Annotated in this window: 19 protein-coding genes; 5 read left to right on the top strand and 14 right to left on the bottom strand. The window is 40.2% G+C overall.

The window, feature by feature from the left end:
* Window positions 1-124: 124 nt before the first annotated feature.
* From sucD to sdhC, 8 genes are all read right to left on the bottom strand, one after another.
* Window positions 125-997, bottom strand: coding sequence for a succinate--CoA ligase subunit alpha (gene sucD / locus ABWV72_RS02085; protein WP_216046434.1), 873 nt, complete (start codon window positions 995-997; stop codon window positions 125-127).
* Window positions 997-2,163 carry an ADP-forming succinate--CoA ligase subunit beta gene (gene sucC / locus ABWV72_RS02080; RefSeq protein WP_216046433.1) on the bottom strand — a complete coding sequence of 389 codons (1,167 nt, stop codon included), beginning with the start codon at window positions 2,161-2,163 and terminating at the stop codon, window positions 997-999. The genes sucD and sucC overlap by 1 nt, the downstream gene beginning before the upstream one ends.
* Window positions 2,164-2,295: 132 nt before the next feature.
* Window positions 2,296-3,780: a 2-oxoglutarate dehydrogenase complex dihydrolipoyllysine-residue succinyltransferase gene (odhB, locus tag ABWV72_RS02075; RefSeq protein ID WP_303501040.1), complete on the bottom strand. Its 1,485-nt coding sequence runs from the start codon at window positions 3,778-3,780 to the stop codon at window positions 2,296-2,298.
* 12 nt (window positions 3,781-3,792) lie between these two features.
* Window positions 3,793-6,615 carry a 2-oxoglutarate dehydrogenase E1 component gene (sucA, locus tag ABWV72_RS02070; protein WP_216046431.1) on the bottom strand — a complete coding sequence of 941 codons (2,823 nt, stop codon included), beginning with the start codon at window positions 6,613-6,615 and terminating at the stop codon, window positions 3,793-3,795.
* Between the two features lie 176 nt (window positions 6,616-6,791).
* Window positions 6,792-7,502: a succinate dehydrogenase iron-sulfur subunit gene (locus tag ABWV72_RS02065; protein ID WP_216046430.1), complete on the bottom strand. Its 711-nt coding sequence runs from the start codon at window positions 7,500-7,502 to the stop codon at window positions 6,792-6,794.
* A 14-nt stretch (window positions 7,503-7,516) separates the two neighbouring features.
* Entirely contained in the window at window positions 7,517-9,286 is a 1,770-nt protein-coding gene (gene sdhA, locus ABWV72_RS02060; RefSeq protein ID WP_216046429.1) for a succinate dehydrogenase flavoprotein subunit, read from the bottom strand.
* The gene (gene sdhD, locus ABWV72_RS02055; RefSeq protein ID WP_216046428.1) at window positions 9,283-9,633 is read right to left on the bottom strand and encodes a succinate dehydrogenase, hydrophobic membrane anchor protein; all 351 of its coding nucleotides are present in this window, start codon (window positions 9,631-9,633) and stop codon (window positions 9,283-9,285) included. The genes sdhA and sdhD overlap by 4 nt, the downstream gene beginning before the upstream one ends.
* Window positions 9,627-10,001, bottom strand: a complete 375-nt coding sequence (gene sdhC, locus ABWV72_RS02050; protein WP_216046427.1) for a succinate dehydrogenase, cytochrome b556 subunit — start codon at window positions 9,999-10,001, stop codon at window positions 9,627-9,629. Before sdhC ends, sdhD begins: the two co-directional genes overlap by 7 nt.
* Before the next feature lie 403 nt (window positions 10,002-10,404).
* On the opposite strand from sdhC, the gene gltA reads away from it, so the two are divergent.
* Window positions 10,405-11,685, top strand: a complete 1,281-nt coding sequence (gltA, locus tag ABWV72_RS02045; RefSeq protein WP_353368451.1) for a citrate synthase — start codon at window positions 10,405-10,407, stop codon at window positions 11,683-11,685.
* Window positions 11,686-11,906: 221 nt separating this feature from the next.
* Window positions 11,907-12,332 carry a DUF3429 domain-containing protein gene (locus tag ABWV72_RS02040; protein ID WP_216046425.1) on the top strand — a complete coding sequence of 142 codons (426 nt, stop codon included), beginning with the start codon at window positions 11,907-11,909 and terminating at the stop codon, window positions 12,330-12,332.
* A gap of 91 nt (window positions 12,333-12,423) precedes the next feature.
* Here the strand turns inward: ABWV72_RS02040 and ABWV72_RS02035 are convergent, their stop codons facing one another.
* Together ABWV72_RS02035 and ABWV72_RS02030 are read right to left on the bottom strand one after the other, a co-directional pair.
* Window positions 12,424-13,872 (bottom strand): phosphohexomutase domain-containing protein, encoded by a 1,449-nt coding sequence (locus ABWV72_RS02035; RefSeq protein WP_216046424.1) that lies wholly within the window; start codon window positions 13,870-13,872, stop codon window positions 12,424-12,426.
* A 16-nt stretch (window positions 13,873-13,888) separates the two neighbouring features.
* Window positions 13,889-15,307, bottom strand: coding sequence for a mannose-1-phosphate guanylyltransferase/mannose-6-phosphate isomerase (locus ABWV72_RS02030; protein ID WP_342808058.1), 1,419 nt, complete (start codon window positions 15,305-15,307; stop codon window positions 13,889-13,891).
* Between the two features lie 312 nt (window positions 15,308-15,619).
* On the opposite strand from ABWV72_RS02030, the gene tcdA reads away from it, so the two are divergent.
* Window positions 15,620-16,396 (top strand): tRNA cyclic N6-threonylcarbamoyladenosine(37) synthase TcdA, encoded by a 777-nt coding sequence (gene tcdA / locus ABWV72_RS02025; protein WP_353368448.1) that lies wholly within the window; start codon window positions 15,620-15,622, stop codon window positions 16,394-16,396.
* Between the two features lie 5 nt (window positions 16,397-16,401).
* On the opposite strand, the gene ABWV72_RS02020 is transcribed toward tcdA, so the two are convergent.
* Entirely contained in the window at window positions 16,402-17,043 is a 642-nt protein-coding gene (locus tag ABWV72_RS02020; RefSeq protein ID WP_342808054.1) for a hypothetical protein, read from the bottom strand.
* A 223-nt stretch (window positions 17,044-17,266) separates the two neighbouring features.
* Here ABWV72_RS02020 and ABWV72_RS02015 point away from each other — a divergent pair, with 223 nt between their 5' ends.
* A complete protein-coding gene (locus ABWV72_RS02015) occupies window positions 17,267-17,680 on the top strand; it encodes a hypothetical protein (protein WP_216046420.1) in 414 nt (137 codons plus the stop codon).
* A 19-nt stretch (window positions 17,681-17,699) separates the two neighbouring features.
* Here the strand turns inward: ABWV72_RS02015 and ABWV72_RS02010 are convergent, their stop codons facing one another.
* The 3 genes from ABWV72_RS02010 to ABWV72_RS02000 all read right to left on the bottom strand — a co-directional run bounded on the left by ABWV72_RS02010 (window position 17,700) and on the right by ABWV72_RS02000 (window position 20,861).
* Window positions 17,700-18,185, bottom strand: coding sequence for a DUF2919 domain-containing protein (locus ABWV72_RS02010; protein WP_342808052.1), 486 nt, complete (start codon window positions 18,183-18,185; stop codon window positions 17,700-17,702).
* A gap of 53 nt (window positions 18,186-18,238) precedes the next feature.
* Window positions 18,239-20,029, bottom strand: a complete 1,791-nt coding sequence (locus ABWV72_RS02005) for a diguanylate cyclase domain-containing protein (protein WP_353368447.1) — start codon at window positions 20,027-20,029, stop codon at window positions 18,239-18,241.
* A 223-nt stretch (window positions 20,030-20,252) separates the two neighbouring features.
* On the bottom strand, window positions 20,253-20,861 hold the full coding sequence (locus ABWV72_RS02000; protein ID WP_353368446.1) for a PEP-CTERM sorting domain-containing protein: 609 nt from the start codon (window positions 20,859-20,861) through the stop codon (window positions 20,253-20,255).
* A 366-nt stretch (window positions 20,862-21,227) separates the two neighbouring features.
* Here ABWV72_RS02000 and rimO point away from each other — a divergent pair, with 366 nt between their 5' ends.
* A complete protein-coding gene (gene rimO / locus ABWV72_RS01995; protein WP_353368445.1) occupies window positions 21,228-22,634 on the top strand; it encodes a 30S ribosomal protein S12 methylthiotransferase RimO in 1,407 nt (468 codons plus the stop codon).
* Window positions 22,635-22,723 lie beyond the last annotated feature (89 nt).

Here is a 22,723-nt window from a genome sequence, read left to right as displayed (position 1 = left end):
TTATTGTTAAATATTTGTGTTTTTTAGACGACTTTAAATAGCCATAAAAAGGTCGTTTTTTAGACTAAAATAAATAAAAAAAACCCGCCAAATGACGGGTTTTATCTAGCAAATTAAACGCAGATTACCAACCAGTAATTTCGCGTAGCCCTTTACCAATATCAGCAAGTGAACGAACCGTTTTAACACCGGCATCTTCAAGTGCTTTGAACTTCTCATCAGCTGTACCTTTACCACCGGCGATAATTGCGCCAGCGTGACCCATACGCTTACCAGCAGGTGCAGTAACACCAGCAATGTAAGATACAACAGGCTTAGTAACGTTAGCTTTGATAAATTCAGCAGCTTCTTCTTCTGCAGAACCACCAATTTCACCAATCATAACAATAGCTTCTGTTTCTGGATCTTCTTGGAACAATTTCAGGATGTCGATGAAGTTTGAACCTGGGATAGGGTCACCACCAATACCTACACAAGTAGATTGACCAAAACCTTCATCCGTAGTTTGTTTAACGGCTTCATAAGTCAATGTACCAGAACGAGAAACAATACCTACTTTACCAGGCTTATGGATATGGCCAGGCATGATACCGATTTTACATTCTCCAGGAGTGATCACACCTGGACAGTTAGGACCGATCATACGAACGCCCTTCACGGTCAAGTATTCTTTTACGAACAACATGTCGATTGTTGGAATACCTTCAGTGATACAAATAATCAATTCGATGCCCGCATCAGCAGCTTCGACAATTGAATCTTTACAGAATGCAGCAGGTACATAAATAACAGAAGCAGTTGCGCCAGTTGCTTCAACAGCTTCACGTACTGTGTTAAATACAGGCAAATCTAAGTGAGTTGTACCACCTTTACCAGGAGTTACACCACCAACCATTTGAGTACCGTAAGCAATCGCTTGCTCAGAGTGGAAAGTACCTTGACCACCAGTAAAACCTTGGCAGATAACTTTAGTATGCTTATTAATTAATACAGACATTATTTGCCCTCCGCAGCTTTAACAACTTGCTGAGCTGCGTCAGTTAGACTGCTTGCAGCTATGATATCTAGGCCAGAAGCAGCTAATACTTCACGTCCTAGTTCAGCGTTAGTACCTTCAAGACGTACAACTACAGGTACGTTTACACCAACTTCTTTAACTGCACCAATAATACCTTCAGCGATCATGTCACAACGTACAATTCCACCAAAAATATTAACTAATACTGCACTAACGTTGCTGTCAGAAAGAATAATTTTAAATGCTTCTGCTACACGTTCTTTAGTTGCACCGCCACCAACATCAAGGAAGTTAGCTGGTTTGCCACCGTGAAGGTTAACAATATCCATAGTTCCCATTGCAAGACCGGCACCGTTAACCATACAACCAACGTTTCCGTCTAGTGCTACATAGTTAAGTTCCCATTTAGCCGCTTCAGCTTCACGAGCGTCATCTTGTGATGGATCGTGCATAGCTTTAACTTTAGGCTGACGATATGCTGCGTTACCATCGATAGCAACTTTAGCATCTAGACAATGAATGTCGCCGTCAGCTTTGATTACTAGAGGGTTGATTTCGATCAGGGCAATATCAAGGTCAACAAACATTTTTGCTAAACCTAAGAATATTTGCGTGAACTGTTTAATTTGTACGCCTTTAAGGCCCAACTGAAATGCCATATCACGAGCTTGGTATGGTTGAGCACCAACGATTGGGTCAATTTCAGCTTTTAAAATCTTTTCAGGTGTTTCTTCAGCAACAGTTTCAATTTCAACGCCGCCTTCAGTAGACGCCATGAAAACGATACGACGAGAAGTACGGTCTACAACCGCACCTAAATAAAGTTCATCGGCGATATCAGTACAAGATTCAACTAAGATCTTGCTAACTGGTTGGCCGTTTTCGTCTGTTTGAAATGTAACTAGGTTCTTACCTAACCATTTTTCAGCAAAAGCTTTTATTTCGTCTTTAGATTTAACTAATTTAACACCGCCAGCCTTACCTCGGCCACCCGCGTGTACTTGGCACTTAACTACCCATTCGCTTCCGCCAATTTTATCAGCCGCCGCTGCAGCTTCTTCTGGAGAATCTGTTGCAAACCCTTCAGATACTGGCAAGCCATATTCTTTGAATAATTGCTTACCTTGATATTCATGCAAATTCATGGTGTTTCTATCCGTTTAATTTAATATAAAAGCCGCACATCAGCGACTTGATTAAAGGTGTCGATAATATACCGACATTCGGATAGATGATAACTTCCGTTATCATCTATCAATTCGATTTAGACCAAGGTTTTAAACGTCCAATAATAGACGAGTTGGGTCTTCTAGCATTTCTTTTACCGTAACCAAAAAGCCTACGGATTCTTTACCATCAACGATGCGGTGGTCATAAGATAACGCCAAATACATCATAGGTAAAATTTCAACTTTTCCATTTACCGCCATTGGACGATCTTGGATTTTATGCATACCAAGAATCGCACTTTGTGGAGGATTAATAATTGGAGTTGATAACAATGACCCAAAAACACCACCGTTAGTGATAGTAAAGTTACCACCTTGTAGATCATCCATAGCAAGTTTGCCATCACGACCTTTAAGCGCAAGAGATTTAATACCGCTTTCAATCCCTGCCATCCCCAATGCGTCACAATCTCTTAATACTGGCGTTACCAAACCGCGAGGAGTAGAAACCGCAATAGAGATATCAAAATAGTTATGATAAACAATATCATCACCATCGATTGATGCATTTACTTCAGGGAAACGTTTTAACGCTTCAGTTACTGCTTTTACATAAAACGACATGAAACCTAAACGAATACCATGGCGCTTTTCGAAGCTTTCTTGGTATTGCTTACGCAAATCCATAATTGGCTTCATGTTGATTTCATTAAATGTTGTCAACATTGCAGTAGAGTTTTTCGCTTCTAACAAACGAGTTGCAATGGTTTTACGCAAACGTGTCATTGGAACACGTTTTTCAGTGCGCTCACCGACTAAAGCAGCAGGCGCGGCTGGTGCATCTTTGGCTGCAGGTTTAGAAGCACCTTTAAGATGTTTTTCTACATCTTCTTTAGTGATACGTCCGCCTTTACCAGTACCTTTGATGTTAGCCGCGTCTACGCCTTTTTCAGCTAATAAACGTCTAACCGAAGGACTAAGTGCATCATTTTCTTCTGCTGATTCGGCTTCTGCAGACTCTGCAGCAGTTGGGGCTGCAGCACCCGCACCTTCGATGAAATTAGCGATGACTTGTTCACCAGTAACTGTCTCGCCTTCAGGTGCCAATATGTCACTCAAAGAACCGTCTGCTGGAGCAACGACTTCTAACACTACTTTGTCAGTTTCGATATCCACTAGATTCTGATCCCGAGAAACAGCTTCCCCAGGTTGTACATGCCATGTTGCTATTGTTGCGTCAGCTACCGATTCTGGCAGCACAGGAACTTTAATTTCCACTGATTTACCCTTTGTACTTGATGTAGATGGTTGACTAGCGGCTGGAGCTGCAGATGCTTTAGTACTGCTAGCGCCATCGCCTTCTTCTAGTTTTGCAATTATTTGTTCACCAAGGACTGTATCACCCTCAGCATCCATAATTTCTGTGATTATACCCTCTTCTGGGGATACAACTTCTAGCACTACCTTGTCGGTTTCAATATCAACAAGATTTTGATCACGACTGACTTTGTCACCAACTTTGACATGCCATGTGGCAATCGAAGCATCTGCTACTGATTCTGGTAGCACCGGTACTTTAATTTCTATTGTCATACTGGTTCCTAATTATAAAGTAAGTGCATCATCAACCAACGCTTTTTGCTGTTGATTGTGAACCGCGTTATAGCCAACTGCAGGAGAAGCAGATGCAGTTCTACCCGCATAGGTCAATTTTGCGCCTTCTGGAATAGATGCCCAGAAATGATGCTGGCTACAATACCAAGCTCCCTGATTTTGTGGTTCTTCTTGACACCATACCCAATCTTTTACATGTGCGTATTTCTTGGTTATGTTTGCCACCATTTCCTCACTTGGGAATGGGTAAAGTTGCTCAATTCTGACTATAGCCACATCGTGTTGTTCATTTTTACGACGTTGTTCTAACAAATCGTAATATACTTTACCTGAACACATTACAACACGCTTAACGTCAGCTGGCTTAATTTCATCAATTTCGTCAATGACATTATGGAAGATACCATCGGTCAATTCATCAAAACTAGAAACAGCCAAAGGATGACGTAAAAGTGATTTTGGTGACATCACGATTAGAGGTCTACGCATCGGACGAATAGCTTGACGTCTGATCATATTGTAAACCTGTGCAGGTGTAGAAGGCACACAAACTTGCCAATTGTGATCTGCACATAATTGTAGAAAACGTTCTAATCTAGCTGAGCTATGTTCCGGACCTTGTCCTTCATAACCATGTGGCAACAATAATGTTAGACCACATAAACGTCCCCACTTAGCTTCGCCAGAACTTAAAAACTGATCAATAACCACTTGCGCACCGTTGGCAAAATCACCAAATTGTGCTTCCCAAATGGTTAATGTGCCAGGTTCAGCGGTTGCATAACCAAACTCAAATGCGACAACTGCGGCTTCAGATAAAACCGAGTCGTAGATTTCCATTTTACCTTGAGATTCGTCAATGTTTTGTAGAGGCATAAACTCAGCCCCATCAACTTGATTATGCAACACAGCATGACGATGGAAGAATGTGCCGCGACCTGAATCTTGCCCTGTTAAACGAATATTCGTACCTTTAGATACTATATCAGCGTAGGCCAGATTTTCTGCCATACCCCAATCTATCAGTTTTTCTTCTTTTAACATGGCTTCACGATCGCCATATAGTTTCTTAACCCGAGATTGTAATTTGAACTCTTCAGGATATTTAACTATTGAGCGACCTAGCTCAAGTAACCTTTCTTTCTCAATTGATGCGTCATATTCAGCAGTCCAATCGTGCCCTAAGTAAGGAGTCCAATCAACAGAGTGCTCGGTCATTGGACGCCATTCAGGCACAACACATGCACCGTGATCTAACGCTGCTCTGTATTCACTGACCAATTTTTCCACTTCGTGCGCTTCAATGCTGCCCTCAGTCGTTAATTGATCAGCGTACAATGCGCGTGGCACAGGATGTTTTTTAATTTTTTGGTACATCAACGGCTGAGTTGCATTCGGCTCATCGGCTTCGTTGTGGCCATGACGTCGATAACATACCAAGTCAATCATCACATCACGTTTAAATGTGTTGCGATAATCTAATGCTAATTTTGTCACGAATAAAACCGCTTCAGGATCATCAGAGTTAACGTGAAAAATAGGCGCCTGAACCATCTTTGCAATATCAGTACAATATTGAGTGGAACGAGTATCTTCAGTTTTAGAAGTGGTAAAACCAACTTGGTTATTTATCACTATTCTTACTGTACCACCTACTTTGAATCCCCGTGTCTGAGACATATTAAATGTCTCTTGCACAACGCCTTGTCCAGCAATGGCAGAGTCACCATGAATAGTAATTGGTAGTACGGTAGAACCATCAGCACAGTTGCGGCGATCAAGTCGCGCTCTTACTGAACCGATAACAACTGGGTTTACGATTTCCAAATGTGAAGGGTTAAATGCCAACGCTAAATGAACGTTGCCACCGCCGGTAGCGAAATCAGACGAAAAACCAGCGTGATATTTAACATCACCAGCGCCAAGCGATTCATCGTGTTTACCGGAAAACTCATCAAATAAAACTGATGGATTTTTTCCTAAAACGTTCACAAGTACGTTTAATCGTCCACGGTGAGCCATACCAATAACAACTTCTTTAGCGCCACTTTCACCCGCGTGGTTGATTAACCCTTTGAGCATAGGTACTAAAGCATCGCCGCCTTCTAACGAAAAGCGTTTAGCTCCAGGGAACTTAGCACCTAGGTATTTTTCCATACCATCTGCAGCAACTAAGCCTTTAAGAATATTGATTTTTTCATCACGACTAATTTCAGGTTTTGCCTGTACCGATTCGATACGTTGTTGTAACCAACGTTTTTGTTCGGTATCCGTTATGTGCATATATTCAGAACCAATAGAACCACAATAAGTTCTATTTAAAGAAGTGAATAAATCCTTCAATGTCATCGTTTCTTGACCAATTGCATAAGATCCCACATTAAAATGTGTGTCGAAATCTTTTTCAGTCAAATTATGATGAGATAATTCTAAGTCGCGAACTCTAGGCTGCTTCCATAAATCCAATGGATCTAAATTGGCATGTTGATGCCCTCTAAATCGATAGGCATTAATAAGCTGGAGTACTTTGACTTGCTTATCATCACTTGTTGAAGTTTTTGAAGGTGCACTGCTAGTTGCTCTAGCCGCTGGGCCTAGTGCTGCCAACGCTTTAAATTGTTCTCTAATTAAAGAATGGTTGGTATCTAATTCAACGCCTTCTACTTTAGGCAGGCTTTCGAAAATACTTCGCCACTGCTCTGAAACACTGTTGGGGTCTTCCAAAAATGTTTCGTAGAGTTCTTCTATATAAGCAGCGTTGCCGCCAGCCATGTGTGAAGAATCCCACCATGCTTTCATCACGCTTTGTTGCATTATTGTCCCTTTAAAAAGTAAGGCTAACAACCGGATATCTAGTATGCGTAAATATCCAAAAAATAAAAGTAAATAAACCTAAAAGGTTTGATTTTTTAAGTAAAAAAGCCATCCTGCAAAGGATGGCTATTTAGACTTGCTGTCACGAATAACACCACTGGTGTTAAATGACTAAACTAAACAGCCCGTTGTAGTAGCATCGACTTGATATGGCCGATGGCTTTCGTCGGGTTTAGTCCTTTGGGACAAACACTAACGCAGTTCATTATACCGTGACAACGGAACACGCTAAAAGCGTCGTCCAAATCACTTAGTCTAGCATCAGTTGCTGTGTCACGACTATCAATTAGGAATCGATAAGCATGCAGTAATCCAGCAGGTCCAATGAACTTGTCAGGGTTCCACCAAAATGACGGACATGATGTAGAACAACATGCACATAGAATACATTCATATAAGCCATCCAGCTTAGCACGCTCTTCAGGAAGTTGAAGATGTTCACGGGCTGGCGGATGATTGTCGTCATTGATCAAAAATGGTTTAATTTTTTCATATTGCGTATAGAACTGACTCATGTCAACGACCAGATCACGTACGACTGGTAAACCAGGTAATGGACGAACCACAATTTTACCTTTTCCTAAAGCGGAAAGCGGCGTGATACATGCCAAACCATTTTTACCATTCATATTTACGCCATCAGAACCACAAACACCTTCACGGCATGAGCGACGGAATGACAACGTAGGATCTTGTTCTTTAAGGGCGATAAGCGCATCAAGCACCATCATATCTTGCCCTTCTTCCACTTCAAGCGAGTATTCTTGCATGCGTGGTGCGTTATCAACATCCGGGTTGTAACGATATATTGAGAAAGAAAGATTCATCTTCGTTACTCCAATTAATAAGTTCTAGCTTTAGGTGGAAATGCTTCACGTAATTTAGGTGTCATGTTCACATCACGTTTAAGCATTGATTCTGACTCTGGTAAATAAACAGAGTGACATAACCACTGTGAATCATCACGGTCAGGATAATCGAATCGGCTATGAGCACCACGACTTTCCGTTCTAAAGTTCGCTGCAACTGCCGTACTAAATGCAGTTTCCATTAAGTTATCTAGTTCAAGACACTCAATACGTTGAGTGTTGAAATCGCTACTCTTGTCATCTAAACGAGCGAATTTCAATCTTTCTCTAATTTCTTTCAATTCAGCAAGACCTTCGGCCATCGCATCACCTTCACGGAATACAGAGAAATTAAGCTGCATACATTGCTGTAAGTCTTTCTTAATTTGTACTGGATCTTCGCCTTTACCAACTTCTGAGCTTTCCCAGCGATTGAAACGAACCAGCGCTTCTTCAACATCAGTTTGCGATGCTTCAGCAAAATCAATCTTATCGATAGCTTCACCAAGGTGAAGACCAGTGGCACGACCGAATACAACCAAGTCTAATAGCGAGTTTCCACCAAGACGGTTTGCACCGTGTACAGATACACATGCAATCTCACCACAGGCAAACAACCCACCAATTGGTTTTTCGTTGCCATCTTTATCGATGCTGATAGCTTGGCCATCAACATTAGTTGGAATACCACCCATCATATAATGACAAGTTGGAATAACTGGAATTGGCTCTTTAACTGGATCCACGTGTGCAAACGTACGAGACAACTCAAGGATACCCGGTAATCTAGATTCTAGAACGTCTTTACCTAGGTGATCTAGTTTAAGTTTAATATGCGTACCCCAAGGACCTTCACATCCGCGACCTTCACGAATCTCAGTCATCATTGAACGGGCAACAACGTCACGACCAGCCAAATCTTTAGCATTTGGTGCATAACGTTCCATGAAACGCTCACCGTCTTTATTAAGAAGGTATCCACCTTCACCACGGCAACCTTCGGTTACTAGCGTACCAGCACCGGCTATACCTGTTGGGTGGAACTGCCACATTTCCATATCTTGAACTGGAACACCAGCTCTTAATGCCATACCAACACCGTCGCCAGTATTAATGTGTGCATTAGTGGTTGAAGCGTATATACGCCCTGCACCACCGGTAGCCAATACTACCGCTTTAGATTTAAAGTAAACGACTTCACCACTTTCAATGTCAATAGCAGTACAACCGACTACATCACCATTTTGGTTTTTGACGAGATCAAGGGCATACCATTCACTGAATACTTTTGTTTTATTTTTAACATTTTGCTGATAAAGCAAATGCAATAATGCGTGGCCTGTACGGTCAGCCGCTGCAGCTGTACGAGCGCCTTGCTCACCGCCGAAGTTTTGAGATTGACCACCGAAAGGACGTTGATAAATGCGACCGTCTTCAAAACGAGAAAATGGCAAACCCATATTTTCCATTTCAATGATCGCTTCAGGACCAGTCTTACACATATATTCGATAGCGTCTTGGTCACCGATATAATCAGAACCTTTAACCGTATCGTACATGTGCCATTCCCAGTTATCTTCATGGGCGTTTCCTAAGGCTACAGTGATTCCGCCTTGGGCAGACACTGTATGTGAACGTGTTGGAAACACTTTTGAAAGTAACGCACAGGACTTGCCTGATTGAGAAATTTGTAAAGCTGCTCGCATTCCAGCGCCGCCAGCTCCTACTACTACTGCATCGAACTCATGAACCGGAATACTCACTTCACACCCCACAAAACAAATAAACCAACTGCAACATAAACAAAAGCAATAATGTTAAGTACATATTGTAACGTTGCTCTTAAACCTGGAGCCTTGACATAATCGGTTAAAACTTGCCATAGACCAATTCTTACATGGTACATAATTGCGACTAGCGTAATGAAAGTGAAAACTTTCATAAATATGCTAGAGAACAAATCTCTCCATACTTCAAAAGTCACCACAGGAGTGGCGATAAAGAAATATGTCATGTAAAAAGAAAATAAGGTAATGATAAGTGCCGTAGCACGCAGAGTAACAAAATCTTGCACTCCATTACGTTTCAAACTCGCTTGTTCCGTTACCACAATATCACTCCTATAACGATAGTCACTAACACCCACAAACCAATAGTGGCTTGTGCGCTTAAATTACCTGACTGAATTTCTTCCCAATGACCCATGTCCATAATCACGTGACGGATACCGCCAAGGATATGATAGGTCAATGCGGATAAAGTACCGATAGCCACGAATTTACCAAGGGGCCCTGCCATAACTTCTTGCACTGTATTAAACCCATCAAGGGAAGATACAGATACAGCCCAAGCCCAGATTACGAAAATCAGAGCGAAGAACATTGCGACACCGGTTGCCCGATGTAAAATAGAAACTATAGCTGAAGGGGGAAAACTTATCGTATTGAGTTGCAGATTGACTGGTCTTTGTTTTTTCACTTTATGTGCCTGTAATCATTGTTGAGGTTTGACGCATTTAATTAAAGTTATTTTATTGTATAGTGCATAAACGAAAACTGAGTTGAACAAGTTCAACTGTTAACACTTTGTTAATTAACTATTAAACCTTTAACAACTAAGCGTTTTTTTTCATTTAGTGGCACAAAGTATATCCAGCGTTGAGCTTAATTACAATTTTTGTTCTAGATAAAAAAACTGTTTATTCAAAGTTTTCGATATTAATAGGTATTCTGAATACATTATGAGAATAAATATTAAACATTCATGTATTAAAATTGACTTGCAGCAACTTTCTAAGTACAAATAGCACACTTTTTTTCATGGCTGTTATTATTTAAGATATTTATAACAGTTTAAGAACTTAGTCTAAGGAGAACATCTTATGGCAGAAACTAAAGCCATTTTAAAGGTAGGCGACAAAGAGGTAGAACTTCCGGTACTTTCGGGAACTGCTGGGAACGACGTAATAGATGTTCGAGCTTTAGGCTCTAGCGGTTACTTCACTTTTGACCCTGGTTTTATGGCTACTGGTTCTTGCGAATCATCCATCACGTTTATTGATGGAGCTAAAGGCGTATTGCTTCATAGAGGTTATTCAATCGAAGAGCTTGCCAGAGACGCTGATTATATTGAAGTTTGTTATATGTTGTTACACGACAAAACGCCAACTTCAGAAGAATATGCTGATTTCAAAAACACTATTACACGTCACACATTGGTTCACGATCAATTAACAAATTTCTTTAGAGGTTTCCGCAGAGACGCGCATCCTATGGCCATGTTATGTGGAACAGTAGGCGCACTTTCTAGCTTCTATCATGATGATTTAGATATTACCGATCCTGAACAACGTCTTCGTAGTGCATATCGCTTAATCGCTAAAATGCCTACTTTAGTAGCCATGTGTTACAAATATAATGTTGGTCAACCCTTTGTTTATCCTCGTAATGATCTAAGTTATGCAGAAAACTTCTTAAACATGATGTTTTCTGTACCAGCTGAAGATTACAAAATCAGCCCTGCTGTTGCTAAAGCTATGGATCGTATCTTTACGCTGCATGCTGATCACGAGCAAAATGCATCGACTTCTACAGTAAGACTTGCAGGTTCTTCAGGTGCTAACCCATATGCGTGTATCGCAGCTGGTGTTGCATCTTTATGGGGACCGGCTCACGGTGGAGCTAATGAAGCTTGCTTAAACATGCTTCAAGAAATAGGCAGTGTTGACCGTATTCCAGAGTTTATCGACCGCGCTAAAGACAAGAATGACCCTTTCAGACTAATGGGATTCGGGCACCGTGTTTATAAAAACCACGATCCTCGTGCAACTGTTATGCGTGAAAGCTGTCACGAAGTGCTAGAAGAAATGAATATCGATGATCCTTTGCTAAATGTAGCTATGGAACTTGAAAAAATCGCCTTGAGCGACCCCTATTTCGCAGAGAAGAAACTTTTCCCGAATGTGGATTTTTATTCAGGTATCATTCTTAAAGCAATTGGCATTCCTACTAACATGTTTACTTGTATATTCGCATTAGCAAGAACTGTTGGTTGGGTTTCTCATTGGCATGAAATGCTTAGTCAACCTGGACAAAAAATTGGGCGTCCTCGTCAGCTTTATACTGGTGAGAACTTAAGAAAGTACACCCCAATTAAAAAATAACTTTTAGTTATGTTCAAAAATAGCGCCTTTTTTGGCGCTATTTTTTTGTAAACTGAACAATCAATAAACAACTAAACAGGCATTAACTATAAATTTACACAATGTTGCCTAAATGTTTAATGATTGACAGTTTAAATAATCGATTGTTTTTTGAAAAACGATTGAACTAGCTAAGTTAAATTTACGTAAACATCGAATAAAACGAGTATAAGTGATAAAAAATGCTTAAATACCACGCCAAAATATTAGGGTACGCAGGCCTAATTCCATTTATCATGTTGCCTTTTTTCATTCTATGGGAAACCGTTTCTTACTTTGAAGGGGTCGGTTTCTTCATTCAATACTCCGCTATAATACTGTCGTTTTTAGGTGGGGTGTTATGGTTTGACGGAATTAATAACGAACGTTCTATTAGCTTGTTGTATATTGCCATGTTGCCGTCAATTTTAGCCTGGTTAAGTGTTATTTGGTTACCTCCAAAGATAGCCCTGATTGCTTTAGCCTGTGCTTTTACTGTGGTTATTTTCTACGAATTTAAACTTTCCACCTTGGCCGTATGGTATCGATCCTTAAGAATACGCTTGACCTCGATTACCGTTGGTAGCCATTTAATGATGATTTGGTTAATTCAGCAAACGTCTCAATAATTAAAATTCAAAATCCCAAAACAATTTTGAACATAAAAAAATAGCCCTAATGGGCTATTTTTGTTGTTTATATTATCAAAAACAAGAGGTTTTAAGCTCGAATGAGCTCCAATAATTCCGCTGTTTTTTGCTCCATCAAGGCAATATCACCTGAGGATTCAACATTTAGGCGAATAACCGGCTCTGTATTCGATTTACGCAAATTAAATCGCCAGTTGCCAAATTCCAAGCCAACACCATCGGTATCGTCAATAACCTCAGCCAAAGGCTGATATTTTGCGATAACTCTTTGTAAAGCAGCATCAGCGTCTTCAAGCAAGCTATTAATTTCACCCGAAGAAGGAAAAGCAGCTATTCGCTGTTTAACTAATTCAGATAAAGGTTGAGAGCTTGTGCAGATTAACTCAGCAACGAGTAACCATGGGATCATACCTGAATCGCAATATGCAAAGTCTCGAAAATAATGATGCGCACTCATCTCACCGCCATAAACAGCATCTTCTTTTCGCATTCTTTCTTTAATGAACGCATGACCCGTTTTACTCTTTATCGGGGTCCCGCCAGCTGCTTTAACAATATCTTCGGTATTCCAATAAACACGGGGATCATAGATGATTTTACTGTCTGCATTTTTATCTAAAAATGCTTTAGCTAACAAACCTACAATGTAATAACCTTCAACAAAGTCACCTTTTTCATCAAACAAGAAGCAACGGTCAAAGTCGCCATCCCAAGCGATACCCATGTCAGCTTTGTGGGCGATGACGGCATCGGCAGTATCCGCTCGGCTTTCTGGTAATAATGGATTTGGTATACCATTTGGAAAGTCACCATCTGGTTGATGATGAACTTTGATAAATTCAATGGCAACATTTAGCTCTTTGAGTTGTTGTTCAATGGCATCTAACGCTTTTCCTGCCGCACCGTTACCCGCATTTACAACTAGTTTTAAAGGCTTAAAGTTTTTCAAATCAACGTAAGACAACATATGTTCAACATAAGCGGGTAAACAGGTACGTTGAGAATACTTTCCTGAAGTGGCAAGCTTTTCTGTTGAAACACTACCCTGCCCCTTTAAAAATGCGTCGTCGCTACAGCGCTTATCCGAAAAAAAGTTTAAACGCTCATCGACAATGGCCTGCTCATATTGTTCTGCAATATCTTTTATTGCAAATAAGCCAGTATCACCGCTGATTGGACGAGATTCGCTTTTGACTAATTTCATACCATTATAATCAATGGGGTTATGACTGGCGGTAACTTCGATTCCGCCATCCACTTTTAAATGTTTAGTGGCGAAGTAAATTTCTTCGGTCCCTGTCATCCCAAGGTCAATAACGTTTGCCCCGCCATCAACTAAACCGGCGCTAAGTGCTAACTTTAATGGCGCAGAGGTATGACGAACATCTCCACCAACCACCACGTCTTTAGCTTTTAGGTATTCGGCATAAGCTCGACCAATACGATAGGCAACATTTTCGTCCAACTGTTGCAACAACTTGCCGCGAATATCGTACGCTTTAAAACAACTAATTTGCATCTTGATAAATCCTTATTTACTTAGCAGTACGACCATATCTATCGGAAAAGCGAACAATATCATCTTCACCTAAATAACTACCTGATTGCACTTCAATAAGCTCAAGAGGCACTTTGCCTGGATTTTCTAACGCATGAACAATACCAATTGGAATATATGTCGATTCATTTTCAGTAACTAAGAAGGTTTCTTCGCCATTAGTCACTTTTGCGGTACCTGAAACTACAATCCAATGTTCCGCGCGGTGATGATGCATTTGAACTGACAATTTTTCACCAGGATTAACGGTAATTCGTTTCACTTGGAAACGGCCACCATTATCTATGGAGTCATAACTTCCCCAAGGTCTGAATACTTCACGATGAAATTCAAACTCAGGTCGATGCTGTGCTTTAAGTTCGTTAACCACGGTTTTAATGTCTTGAACTTTATTTTTGTTGGCTACCAAAATTGCATCTTTAGTTTCTACAACTACCACATCGTCCAAACCAACCACTGCAATTAAACGCTGCTCTGAATTAATGTAACTATTATTCGTATTGGTTAGCATCACATCGCCCACACAAACATTGCCTTGGGAGTCTTTTGTATCTGAGGTTTCCCACAACGACGACCAACTGCCAACATCATTCCAACCTGCATCAAGAGGAACCATAGCGGCATCGTCAGTTTTTTCCATTACCGCGTAATCCACCGAATCATCTGGACAGGTAGCGAAAATGTCAGCATCGACTCTAACGAAGTCCAAATCTTTAGATTCAGATGAAATCGCGTCTTTACATACTTTAAGCATCTCAGGTGCGAATTTTTCCAGTTCCTGCAAGTAACGACTTGCTTTGAACATAAACATTCCGCTGTTCCAATAGTAATCACCATTAGAAACGTACTTTTTAGCGGTTTCCATATCTGGTTTTTCTACGAATTGAGAAACCGCAAATCCGGTTTCAGAATGGTTTAATTGCTCGCCTCTGCGAATATAACCGTAACCAGTGTGTGCACTGTCTGGAACAATACCAAAGGTGACTAGTTTACCCTGTTCAGCCAATGCATTGGCATGTTGTATCGCTTTGTGGAAGGCTTTATTGTCTTTAATTAAATGGTCTGCAGCCAACACTAATAAAACCGGATCTTGACCTTCGCTACATGCTTGCAACGCAGCTAAAGCAATAGCAGGCGCGGTATTTCGGCCAACAGGTTCAAGTAAAATACCACCATGTTTCCTACCTTGTTGACGTAACTGTTCAGCAACTAAGAAACGATGGGCTTCATTACAAATGTAAATAGCAGGCTCTACTTGCAAACCATCGAGTCGGCTAATCGTATTTTGCAGCATGGTGTTTTCATCGGTTAATGCCAAAAACTGCTTTGGTAATGCAGCTCGAGATTTTGGCCACAATCTACTTCCAGATCCGCCGGCGAGTACAACTGGTTTCATGTATTTTTCCTTTTTTATATTTTAATGATGTCTAGATTAGCAACTCGCTAATATTGGATACTTTGAAGCTCGCCTAATTCTAGAAATCACCCGTTCCACAAACATAGTTAAACGCATGCTATAAAAGCTGCGCTTAGTAATCAACAACTGAATGTCTATTAACTGTAAATCGTCCATTTAAAGCCAATTACAAGCACAATATTAACTTTTGCCTTTCATTTTTTTAACTTCTAAACAGTGTCATAAATTAGCAATATTGATAGTACTTGTTATACTGCGCGGCAATCGAAATATCGCGAACAAATTTCATCTATGCAGGAACAAAAATCTCGCTTTGGCGGCACTGAAAGACTTTATGGTTTAACCGAAACACAGCGTCTAAAAGACGCTCATTTTTGTGTGGTCGGCATTGGTGGTGTGGGAACTTGGGCAGCTGAGGCTTTAGCCCGCACAGCAGTAGGTAATATCACCTTAATCGACCTAGATGATATTTGTACCACTAACACTAATCGCCAAATTCATGCCCTAACCGACACCGTTGGCGAAGCGAAAGTGGAAGTAATGGCTGCACGAATAAAGCAAATTAACCCTGATTGTAATGTAAATTGCATTGAAGATTTTGTCACCCCAGACAACTTAAATGAATATATGAACAATGGATTTGATTATGTCATTGATGCAATTGACAGCGTGCCTGCAAAAGCCGCTTTGATAGCCCATTGTAAACGAAATAAAATTAAGATAATTAGCACCGGAGGGGCTGGCGGTCAAATCGACCCAACCAAAATCACCATCGCAGACTTGTCAAAAACCATTCAAGACCCCCTTGCGGCGAAACTTCGCAATCAGTTAAGGCGCTTTCACAATTTCAGTCAAAATCCCAAACGTCGATTTGCCGTAGAGTGTGTCTATTCCACCGAACAACTGCGCTACCCTCAAGGTGATGGCAGTGTGTCTTGCCAAAAATCTGAGACTCAAAATAGCGCAAGACTGGATTGTAATAGCGGCTTTGGGGCATCCGTTTCAGTGACCGCATGTTTTGGTTTTTTTGCTGCATCACGAGCAATTAATAAGTTTTTATCAAGCTAAACTGCTCATGTTAGCCGGTTGCTCACTCGGGCTTTTTTAATATCTAAAATAATAGCCACGAACAACCAAATTAATACAATCGACACCATTAACCAGGTGCTCTCCGCGACCTGCATTATTTCTTCGCTTAATAGTGCAGTTGAGGTTATCAATATTAAGTAATAGGGTAAATTAAGCAATCCCGCTAACCAAACCACTTTTGACGGTCGTTTGTTAGCGCCTTGGTTAAACATAAAAAATGCCAGTGAATTAATATGTACCATGGCCAGTAATAATGAACGTAAATTAGTCGCGGAATCAGACGAACTTGACTTACTATTTAAGCGGCCTAATTGGTAATTAAGAAAAGAGCCTAAGGTTGCTGCTAAAACCATTGCTATGGTCAAATATAGAATATCCTCTAAATTAGGCTTGGATAAAATAACCAACACCACCGCGAAAAATTGACCTGGAAAATAGAACCCCACATAGACAATTGATTCAGCTAAAATAATGAAGAAAATGAGGGTGTAAAAGTACTCTCCAAAAGCTGATTTTAGATTTTCAAGAATGGTAATTCCCGCCGGAATAATATCAAAGTGCACTAGGCTAGCGATTAAACCTAACGCGAATAAAGCGGTTGTTGGCAATATAAAGGCATATTTCATATCAAAGATACGCCATCTAATCATTTTGAGATCAACACAACCACATTTCACCTTGATAAATGTTGGAATTGGAATTCATTACTATTAAAGAAAAGAAATTGGGCATATTGCCGATACCTAGATAACCGATGCTTAATTGGATTGGAAAATTAGACAAAAGGTAATTATGTCGCCACAATCAAGGTATTAGTTTAGCGACACGAATAATAATTAAGGATACTTCATGCGTATGACCCAAGACGAACTCAATCAATTAATGGCAGACAGTGCCCAAAACGCGATTGATACAACATTGGATGAATTTAAACTGGTTTTGGATGGCACAGTTGAAAGTATCGCCTTAGTGGACGATGTGATTTTAGCTTGGATTGAAAAATACAAAGATCAAGCATTAGAAAATGATGCAGTGTTCACAATATCTAATATTTACGGTGCATATATAGGTGAAATATTTAAACAGCTTGTGGGTGGAAATTGGCGCTATGATGAATCTGACAAAGATGCCCCTTACGTGGTTATGGAATATTCAGGTAAGTCTTATGCATTTGCCGGCATCTGTTATCAAAGATTGGTCAATGACAGCCAAATCAGTGTGCAAGACTACTTTCAACAAGCCGTAGGAAATAGCGTACAATAAAATAATAAAGAAAGTCAGTTTAAGAAGATACGGGCTGGTTATCGGCCCAATCTGCAATCATGTAACGTAAATGACGACTTTTGAAAATCCAATATAACACCACTAAATCAAATAAAAACAAGGTCGCTACCGCCCAAGAAAATTGCCAATGTTGGCTCAAAGAAATTTGTATTTGATGGAGCAAATCCAAAGTCACGGTTAGAATCAAACAAGGTTTAATTAGTCGTCTGATAAATTGCCATTTTGTGTCCCACCACTTTTCTCTATAAGCCACAATAATTATCGCGAGCAGCGCGCCACCACCAATTCCGAAACCAATAAACAGTTCATTCTTTTGCGGGTAAAATATTTCTAATAAGCCATCAGCATCGCGGAAATTACTTAGAGACAAAATAAAAATCACGTAGCTTTTGGCAAGAAATAAACAGCACCACCAAAAGAACCGTGGAGGTCTAATGCGTCCAGCTTCATCGTATTGACTCAAGGGTAATAATAATTTCGACATGTTACCTATTTTTAATGCTAGACACAGGCATCGCAGCCAAATGCAACAACCCTTTATTCACTCTCAGTTTGAATACCCAATGACAGAAGCATGTCATCAAGCACTTCATCTAAATCATCGAAGGTGCCGCTAGATATATATATACTCATACTTGAACGTATACTCACTTGCTGACCTTGTTGATCACCTAAAATTGTGCTTTCCAAAGCGTATCTCATACGTTCAAAAAATGATTTGGCTGAATCTTCCTCTATGTCAGTTAAACACACAATAAATTGTTCAGGTGCAAACCGACCTAAAATATCTCTATCGCGAGTTACCTGACTAAGGGTTGACGAAATTTGTTGTAACGCCAATTCACTATTTGTCGCACCTATTTGACGATTTACATCTCGGAAGTTACCTAAATCAAATAACGCTAAAGCATTAGTGCGGCCAGGCGAAGGTTCAGGTACACGACGAATTTTTGCCAGCGCAGCTTTACTATTTAATAAATTGGTAACCGAATCAAAGGACAAACTATTGAGGTATCTGCGACGTAACCAAAACACAATTGCGATGACCACGATCAAAAGCACACAGACGACTATGACGATTGTTTGAATACGTTCGTTTCTCGATTCTTGTAGACTGGACTCCAAACTTTGTATTTGACTGTGTAAATTAGCCACACCCAATATTTTGCCTGATTCTTGCTGCTCAATAGTCTTATTAATCATAACATCTGAAAATGCTTCAAAGGCTTTTTGCGCGTTTTCAACATCACCTAAAAACAACTGTATTTGCACAATAAATTTTAAGTAATCTTTGTTTCTATTGATGAATATTTTATAGCCATCGCTGGTGTTTTTTTCATCTTCTAAAAACTGTTTTAAGCAATTGATATCTTCATCTTCATAACACACCACAGCACTATACCAACGAAATAAGCTGTTAAATGTTGAGCTGTTAATTGCGTCTAAATAAATTTTCCACTTCGCCAAACTATAACGTAACTGCTCAATATTATTAGTTCTATAATGATATCCGGCCTCAGCAAAGTGCAACCATACGTTAGAAAGCGCGGTATCCACAGAGATATTTACTCTCTTAAACTCTTGGATTGCTTGTTCGGCTTTTTCAAAATTCCCGCTCGCCATTTGTGAAGAGATCACACTCATGAGAGTGGCCAACAAATTGGAACTGGTGTACGTGCTTAACCCCAATTCATAAGACTTTTGAAACTGTTCAGCGGCTAAAATTTGTTGTCCGAGTGAGGCATATAATAGCCCGATATTATTGTGAATATGCGCTAACGCCGCCTGATCATTCTTTACAGCATAGGTTTCTAATAAGGCATACATTTTACCCAGTTTTACACCTTCATCCATGTCAGCATGACAGACCGTAATCAAGCCTAATTGCGCGCTTAAATGAATGTCCTTAAATTTATTTTTGGAAAGTTGCTCCGCGCGTTCGTAAAGTTCACATCGCTCCAAGTTTTCTTGGACATCATAGATAAAACCCAGCTGATAAGTAGCGGATGCGTAATATTCCATTTCTTCATTCACATCGGCATTATTAATCAGTTCGATTAACGCTTGTTTGGCTTCCTCATGTTTGCCAACACAAATTTGCCAATGAGTCTTCATAACGGTTAATTGAAAACGTTGTGTGTCGTTTATTTCAGGAAGGTTTAAGTGCTCACCAATAGAAATATTTGCATCGTCTTCAGGACAATCATATGTATTTACTTTTGAGGAAAAAATAAAATCAGCGACTTGTTTATTTTGATTAGCGAAAACCACAGCGGAATTAAGCAGGCCAAACATGAAGAAATAAAAGCACACGGATTTTATAATCAAGATAACGTCCAACCCGCACTTTTTAAGGGAAAAGCAATTTAGCATGTTTCAATTATTCTTATTACATTCTTGGCTGAATGATTGATTATATGAAAACAATATTAAGAGTGTAAATCTTTCTACTAATGTGTACAAGACAGAATCAATTTCAATGAACTTTAAAGCGAATTCAAAGTAAAAAAGCACCATTAAAATGGTGCTTTTTGGCAATTTTGGGTAGATTTTATTTTTTAAATTTACGTACCGTAAATCCTAATAAACCTAACGCGATGATTGCAAAAGTAGAAGGCTCCGGAACTTGACCTGGGACTTGGTCGACGATAGCTTCCCACGTGCCTAAAATTTGGGCTCCTGGAAGATCACCAAAATCATCAGCTGCGAAATACACATCGCCGCTTAATGCACCATTTAAAGCATCCGCATATGCTCCAGCAGAAACAGTCCAGCTCGCTTGGCCGGTAAAGGCGAGCTCCCCTAGGGTAAATATACTTTGAGCATCATCAGTGTAACTAAAGACATTCAAACCTGGGTCACTACTGAAGTGCCTGAAGAGGCTAGGCGTACCATCACTGGTATTTAATGCACTAGTAAGGTCTCCTGATATTAACGAATGTCCTAAAGCGTTTACCGAACCGTTCGCAAAGAAATTATCGAAGTAAAAGCCTGTTGTATCAGCCCCACTGACCGTAGCAGATGAATTCTCTGCCAACGCGTTAATTGTGATGGTATTTTCAACACTCAAGTCAACTTGTAAAATCAACGCTGCACTAGCGAAACTACTAACACTTAAAACGATACTAGCCGCAATTATTTGGAATATTTTGGAGATCATTATTTCTTCCTTAACGTATAAATTACCCAACATTAGGTAATTTTTGTCTGTCCTGTTATTACCCCTGATTCTTCAGCATAAAACAGGCCAAAAAAACAAACTTCAAGAAAACAATGAGTTACTAAATATGCCATCATTCATTTTTAAAATTATGTAAAATATTCAGACACTTATAGCAATCCGTTTTAGGCTGATAAAATCACTAGACTCCCCTATCATCACTATTGTACCAATCCGTAATAAAGGCGCTATCACGCTAAATAACAATCCTGTATAATCTAATAATTAAATCAGCGGCCTATACACGCTCGCTAACGACCGAATGAATAACGCTTTACCACCCCAGATTTAGTAATAAGGCAGCAAATGACTGTAGAAATTGTAAACCCCAATAAAACCACCACATTAGAAACCCCGATAAAAGTGCTTGAAGCAGCAACAAAATCTAATGTGAAGGCAGGAACGCGCATTGGCTTTGTCAGTCTTGGATGTCCTAAAAATCTAGTCGACTCTGAACGCATTTTGACACAACTACGTACCGAAGGGTACGACGTCGTACCAACGTACAATGACGCGGAACTCGTGATTGTAAATACCTGCGGGTTTATCGACTCCGCAGTACAAGAATCACTGGACACCATTGGTGAGGCACTCACTGAAAATGGCAAAGTCATTGTCACTGGGTGTTTAGGCGTCAAAGAAGACGAAATTCGCGAAGTGCATCCTAATGTTTTGGCTATTACCGGTCCCCATGCATACGAAAGTGTGGTGGAACAGGTGCATTCTCACCTACCAAAACCCCAACACGACCCTTTCATGCAATTAGTGCCAGATCATGGGATTAAATTAACGCCAAAACATTATGCCTACTTGAAAATATCCGAAGGTTGTAACCACAGATGCACTTTTTGCATCATTCCATCCATGCGCGGTGATTTAGTCAGCCGTCCCGTAGGTGAAGTGCTAGATGAAGCCACACGTTTAAAAAATGCGGGGGTGAAAGAGTTATTAGTTATCTCCCAAGATACCAGTGCTTACGGTGTTGACGTGAAGTATCAAACTGGATTCTGGGATGGAATGCCAGTAAAAACCGATATGTTGGGGTTATGTAAAAAATTAGCAGAAATGGGGATTTGGGTAAGATTGCACTATGTATACCCCTATCCTTCTGTTGATAAAGTCATACCACTTATGGCTGAAGGCAAAATACTGCCTTATTTAGATATTCCTTTTCAACATGCGACGCCGCGAATTCTAAAGCTGATGAAGCGTCCTGCGGCAGCTGAAAAAACTCTCGAACGGATAAAAGCTTGGCGAGCGATATGTCCACAATTAATCATACGCTCAACCTTTATTGTCGGTTTCCCTGGTGAAACAGAAGAAGAATTTCAACAGCTTTTAGACTTCTTAACCGAAGCTCAGCTAGATAGAGTTGGTTGTTTCAAATACTCCGACGTGGAAGGAGCAAAGGCTAACGATTTGCCAGATCCTGTTTCCGAAACAGTTAAACAGGAGCGTTTTGAACGCTTCATGGCGCTTCAGTCGCAAATTAGCGCTGAAAAACTACAACAAAAAATAGGTTTGGAATATCAAATTCTGATTGATGAGGTGACAAGCGAAGGTGCTGTAGGTCGTTGTTTCGCCGATGCGCCAGAAATAGATGGGCAAGTTTATTTAACAGATGAATTTGACGTCAATCCTGGCGATCTAATTTGGGGCCAAATTATTCACGCAGACGAGCACGATATGTGGGCGGTAAAGGTAGAAGACTAACCCTTCGAACTTAGTAACATTCTGATCCCAACAACATTTTAAAATTAATTTGCGGGCTGTAAATCAGCCCTATCTATTTTTAATATTCA

The organism is Aliiglaciecola sp. NS0011-25, from assembly GCF_040370605.1.
Lineage (GTDB): Bacteria > Pseudomonadota > Gammaproteobacteria > Enterobacterales > Alteromonadaceae > Aliiglaciecola > Aliiglaciecola lipolytica_A.
Note: the sequence above shows the minus strand (reverse complement) of the source record. Positions and strands in the feature narration are given on the sequence as shown.